This is a genomic window from Persicitalea sp. (genome assembly GCF_041751555.1).
Taxonomy (GTDB): domain Bacteria; phylum Bacteroidota; class Bacteroidia; order Cytophagales; family Spirosomataceae; genus Persicitalea.
On the sequence record NZ_JBGSXF010000366.1, the window covers coordinates 1 to 4,921 of the forward strand.

The window sequence follows — 4,921 nt, forward strand, 5'->3', positions numbered from 1 at the left end:
AAGATTCCCAAAAATCTGGAAATCGTCATTACGGGCGAGTCGCTGTTCAATGACGGTGTAGGGGTAGTTATTTTCCTGACCATTCTGGAAGTAGCCACCCTGGGCGTCGATCAGGTAACACCCGGCGAAGTGGCGTTGCTGTTCGGCGAAGAAGTAGGCGGCGGGCTGATTCTGGGAGCGGTACTGGGTTACGTAACCTACAAAATGATGAAGTCCATCGACCACTACCAAACCGAGGTACTTTTATCGCTGGCGCTGGTCATGGGCGGCTACGCGCTGGCGGCGAGCCTGCACTTTTCGGGGCCGTTGGCGGTAGTGGTAGCGGGCTTGTTCATCGGTAACAAAGGGCGCTCGGAGGCCATGTCGAGCGAGACGGTTGAGTACCTGGATAAATTTTGGGAGTTGGTGGACGAATCACTAAACGCGCTCTTGTTCGTCCTGATCGGCCTCGAAATTGTGATCATTCCTTTCCTCGACAACTACTGGATAGCGGGCGTTATCGGTATAATCATCGCCCTTTTCGCTCGTTTCGTGTCGGTCTCCATTCCCATTTTGGCTCTGCGTCGCTCGGTCAACTTCATGCCCCGCACGCCACTCATCATGACTTGGGGCGGCCTGCGCGGCGGCATCTCCATCGCCCTGGCTCTTTCACTCCCCGCCGCCATGAGTAAAGACATCATCTTGGCTATTACCTATTGCATCGTCATCTTCGCCATTTTGATCCAGGGCATTACGCTAGGGCCAATCGTGAAGCGGGTGAAGGCGAAGTATGGGTTGTGAAAGGGAGGCACAAAGTTCCAAAGGCACAAAGTGAGCTTTCGCGCGTTTTCAAAGTAAAAAGCTTCTAATGATAAATACGTATCGTGACTTAGTAGTTTGGCAGAAATCTATGGTGTTCGTGACGAGTGTATACAAATCGACAGGGGTATTTCCTGGCACGGAACAATTCGGACTGACGTCTCAAATTCGCAGGTCTGCGATTTCGATTCCCAGCAATATTGCTGAAGGCTATGGCCGCAGGAGCACCGGAGATTATATTCGATTTTTGCAGATAGCCATTGGCTCACTTTATGAAGCACAAACCCAAATTGAGATTACCTTCAACTTAAACTACTTACCAAAGGAAGAATACGATCTCTTACATCTCCAAAGCCGCGAAATAGAGAGAATGCTTTCTAGCTTAGTCCAAAAGATAAAAAGCAATCCCCATTGACATTATGTGCCTTTGGAACTTTGTGCCTCTTTAACTTTGCCACTCTAAAAAATAAAGCTAACCCCCGTTCCCCAATTCAACATTCCCAAGGGCTGGTGAGAATTGAGAGATTCGAAGGAACGCTGGTTGCCGAGGCGGATTTCCTGTTGTAAATCGCTGTATTTCAGATCGGCGGTGATGTAGTTCAGGGAAGTATGTACTGCCAGCCAGCGATTGAGCTTGAAGCGGGCGGTGGCTCCGGCTCCCGCAGCAAAAGTGCGGGTAGTTTGGGCCGGGGTCGTATAAGAAATGGCCTGCTCCTGGCCGCGCCAGTTCAGTTCCATGCGCGAACTCGTGGATTGGGCCACGCCCGCCGTGAGCTGGAAGTCGAACTGGAAGCGACCGGCCGGAACCGTTAGCATGGGGCCAGCCATCAGGCTTTGCAGGTTGCAGTTGGTGGCTTTGCTGTCCCAGTCGGCAGGGTCTGCGTTTTTACCGAGTAAATTCAACAGTGCGTCCTGTTGAATGGTATTGACCCCGTAATAATAGCTCGCGACCGCGCCCAAGCGGTGGCCAAAGCGGTAACCGACCGAAGTCTGTGCGAATTGGCCCACCCCCATTATATTCTCCGTATTTTTGCCAAAAGGCGTGTTACAACCCGGTAGACTGTAGCCCGCCGTCAGGCTGACGAAGCCCTTGTGGTCGATATTTGAAAGGATGAAAGTACGTTGCTGGGCCATAGCCTTGCCTGAAAGCAGCCCCAGAATGGCGAGTGGAAGTAATAGACGTTTCATTGCAGTAGTAGTTAGTTTTAAGGTTTCTACCCAATAAGTTATCAATTATGATGCCAGTTTTGTAACCCATTGTTAGTGAGGGAAGTATTTAGTCACATATGGGAAAAGTATATTCGAGTTCATTGGATTTTTTGAAAAAAATCGCCTGGCAGCAATCTCGGGGAGAACTTCACTTTCCGGAGGGACTCTTCCCTGCCTACCGCCACAACCCTTACCTCGCCTACCTGCGGCCCGATACCACGCTCTTCTTTTCGGTGGTTATCGCCTTCACACTCCAATCACTGCGGGATGCAATGAAACCCCGGGAGCAAAACCAAGTGGATTTGATTTTGGCCAAGATCAAAAAAAACTACCCTGATTTTCAGAATAAGGATGGTTTAAAAACCTATAACTTCTGGAAAACCAAGCCTTCGCGCCACTTTCCGAATGGTTTCATATTCCGCCATTTCGGGCATTTTCGTATTCCCGACGACGTGGACGACACGGCATTTGTCTATCTCACCGACGATCCCACGCCTCAGGAGTTACTTTGGCTCAAAGACAAACTCGCCCAACACGCCAACGGGAGCAAGCAGTGGATCAAAAACACCGATCCGAAGTACCGCAGGCTGCGGGCGTACTCGACCTGGTTTGGCAAGAATATGTACATTGAGTTCGACGCCTGCGTGCTGAGCAATATTCTGTATTGCATCTTTCACTACAAACTACCCCTGAACCAGCACGACGCCCACAGTTTGCTCTACATTCGCTCCGTGATCGAAACCGATCGCTACCGTACCAAGCCATTCCGCTGCGCCCATCAATATCCAACTACCGCACTCATCATTTATCATGTGGCGAGGCTGATGGCAGCTTTCGATCCGCCCGCTTTGCAACCCGTCAAGGCTAAGCTGATACAAGATACTCAGGAACTAATGCGTATCGAGACGCGCCCAATGAACAAAGTACTGCTGGCGACCTCGCTCTTGCGCCTGGGACAAGCTCCCCCCCGGATTGCGGTAGAAAATTTCACGGAACGGGATTTCAAAGGCTTCTACTTTTTTATCGCCGGACTACTAACGGCCTATGAGTCGCCGGAAATTTACAAACTGGCTGCCAACAGAATTTTCCACATGAACTGGACGTGCGAGGCGCACTGCTGGACTTTGTTGTTGGAGTATGAGGTGCTTTACGGGGAGTTTACTTCTTGACTATACAATTTTCGGTCACAGAGCGGTGCGCCGACGGTCAGCTGCTGCTGAGCGACGCGGTTTCACTAAGTTTGCGCAGAGTTTCACAAAATGTTTTCACAAAAAATAACTGTCAAATGCCAACCCGCTCCGACGTGCCGGTCAACCGTCAATCTCAGCTAAAAGCTTTCGACCGCCTCCTCACCATCATGGATGACCTGCGGGAAAAATGCCCCTGGGATCGTAAGCAGACGCTGGAAAGCCTGCGTCACCTGACCATCGAAGAAACCTATGAGTTGTCGGATGCAATTCTGGATAACGATTTACCCGAGATCAAAAAGGAACTGGGTGATCTGATGCTACACCTGGTTTTTTACGCCAAAATCGGCTCAGAAGCCGACGCATTCGACATCGCCGACGTGCTGAACGGGATTTGTGATAAACTCATTTCGCGCCACCCGCACATTTACGCCGATGCGGAAGGAAACAAGGTGGTTGCCGACACTGAAGAAAAAGTAAAGCAAAACTGGGAGCAGTTGAAACTGAAAGAGGGCAATCGCTCGGTGCTTTCGGGCGTACCGCAGTCGCTGCCCGCGCTGGTGAAGGCCATGCGGATTCAGGAAAAGGCGCGGGGCGCGGGCTTCGACTGGGATGAGAAAAGTCAGGTCTGGGAAAAAGTGCAGGAAGAAATGCAGGAGTTCAAGGCTCATTTCGATGCTGAGAGTGACGCCATGCTGGATCAGAAAGAGGCCGAGGCAGAATTTGGTGACCTATTGTTTTCGCTCGTCAACTACGCCCGCTTCGTAGATCTTAACCCTGAAACCGCCCTGGAACGCACCAACAAGAAGTTCATCAAGCGCTTCCAGTTCATGGAGGAACACGCCAAAACCGATGGCAAAGCCCTGACCGATATGACGCTGCCCGAAATGGACGAATACTGGAACCGCGCCAAAACCGAAATGCAGTCGTGAGTTCGCACCACATCGTCCGCGAGAAGCAGGAACCCGCTCTCATCATCGCCAACGGCGAGGCGTGCAGCGACGAAATGCTTGGCCAACTGCTGGAATGGAGTCCGTTCGTAGTGGTACTTGACCACGCCATTTACCGGGTACTTGACCGCGGAATCAAGGTGGACGCCTGGCTCGGCGATTTCGACCACGACCATGATTTCGACGCTATTCGCGCCCGGCAGCACCCGCTGGAAATCGTCCCCACGCCCGACCAAGACAAGACCGACCTTGAAAAAGCCATCGACTTCCTGATCGAACGCGGCTTTCCGGCGGCCAACATCGTTTGGGCCACGGGCCGCCGCGCCGACCACGCCATTACCAACATTACTAATTTGGTGCGCTACAAATCCGTTATCCAACTCGTGATGTACGATGACTATTCCAAGATTTTCCCGCTTGTGGGTACTTTCGAAAAATGGTACACCGCCAGAACCCCGATTTCGCTGATTCCCGTTGGCGAAGTAAGCGGCATCGTGACGAGTGGCTTGAAGTACAACCTGAATGACGAGGTACTTAGGCTAGGCTACCGCTCTGGAAATAGCAATGAAGCGGCTGTCGATGGGTTTGTGCGTATTTCGGCGAAGTCAGGTGATTTGCTAATTATGGAGTGTTGGGATTAAAAGAATACATCCCCGCGCTAACCGGCCTTCGGGCCGTGGCGGCCTGGCTCGTCTTCATCCACCATTTCAATCCCTCTTCTCAAAAAGACAGCTTTCTTTTCGGACTGGCGCAGCAGGGCTACACGGGCGTTTCGCT

Annotated in this window: 6 protein-coding genes; 5 read left to right on the top strand and 1 reads right to left on the bottom strand. The window is 51.7% G+C overall.

Annotated elements, in window-relative coordinates:
* Positions 1–780: cation:proton antiporter (locus ACEW8P_RS13160; RefSeq protein ID WP_373513538.1), on the top strand; the 780-nt coding region annotated here is incomplete at its 5' end.
* Between the two features lie 67 nt (positions 781–847).
* The gene (locus ACEW8P_RS13165; protein WP_373513539.1) at positions 848–1,213 is read left to right on the top strand and encodes a four helix bundle protein; all 366 of its coding nucleotides are present in this window, start codon (positions 848–850) and stop codon (positions 1,211–1,213) included.
* Positions 1,214–1,257: 44 nt separating this feature from the next.
* Here ACEW8P_RS13165 and ACEW8P_RS13170 read toward each other — a convergent pair whose 3' ends face one another.
* Positions 1,258–1,986, bottom strand: a complete 729-nt coding sequence (locus tag ACEW8P_RS13170) for a hypothetical protein (protein WP_373513540.1) — start codon at positions 1,984–1,986, stop codon at positions 1,258–1,260.
* 98 nt (positions 1,987–2,084) lie between these two features.
* On the opposite strand from ACEW8P_RS13170, the gene ACEW8P_RS13175 reads away from it, so the two are divergent.
* From ACEW8P_RS13175 to ACEW8P_RS13185, 3 genes are all read left to right on the top strand, one after another.
* Positions 2,085–3,176, top strand: a complete 1,092-nt coding sequence (locus ACEW8P_RS13175) for a hypothetical protein (RefSeq protein WP_373513541.1) — start codon at positions 2,085–2,087, stop codon at positions 3,174–3,176.
* Between the two features lie 116 nt (positions 3,177–3,292).
* Positions 3,293–4,126, top strand: a complete 834-nt coding sequence (gene mazG / locus ACEW8P_RS13180) for a nucleoside triphosphate pyrophosphohydrolase (protein WP_373513542.1) — start codon at positions 3,293–3,295, stop codon at positions 4,124–4,126.
* Complete coding sequence (locus ACEW8P_RS13185) at positions 4,123–4,785, top strand: thiamine diphosphokinase (RefSeq protein ID WP_373513543.1); 663 nt, start codon at positions 4,123–4,125, stop codon at positions 4,783–4,785. The genes mazG and ACEW8P_RS13185 overlap by 4 nt, the downstream gene beginning before the upstream one ends.
* Positions 4,786–4,921 lie beyond the last annotated feature (136 nt).

Excerpts from the sequence above, each read along its gene's own strand:
- ACEW8P_RS13165 (WP_373513539.1), top strand. The coding sequence starts at position 848 with ATGATAAATACGTATCGTGACTTAGTAGTTTGGCAGAAATCTATGGTG.
- ACEW8P_RS13170 (WP_373513540.1), bottom strand. The coding sequence starts at position 1,986 with ATGAAACGTCTATTACTTCCACTCGCCATTCTGGGGCTGCTTTCAGGC.
- mazG (WP_373513542.1), top strand. The coding sequence starts at position 3,293 with ATGCCAACCCGCTCCGACGTGCCGGTCAACCGTCAATCTCAGCTAAAA.
- ACEW8P_RS13175 (WP_373513541.1), top strand. The coding sequence starts at position 2,085 with ATGGGAAAAGTATATTCGAGTTCATTGGATTTTTTGAAAAAAATCGCC.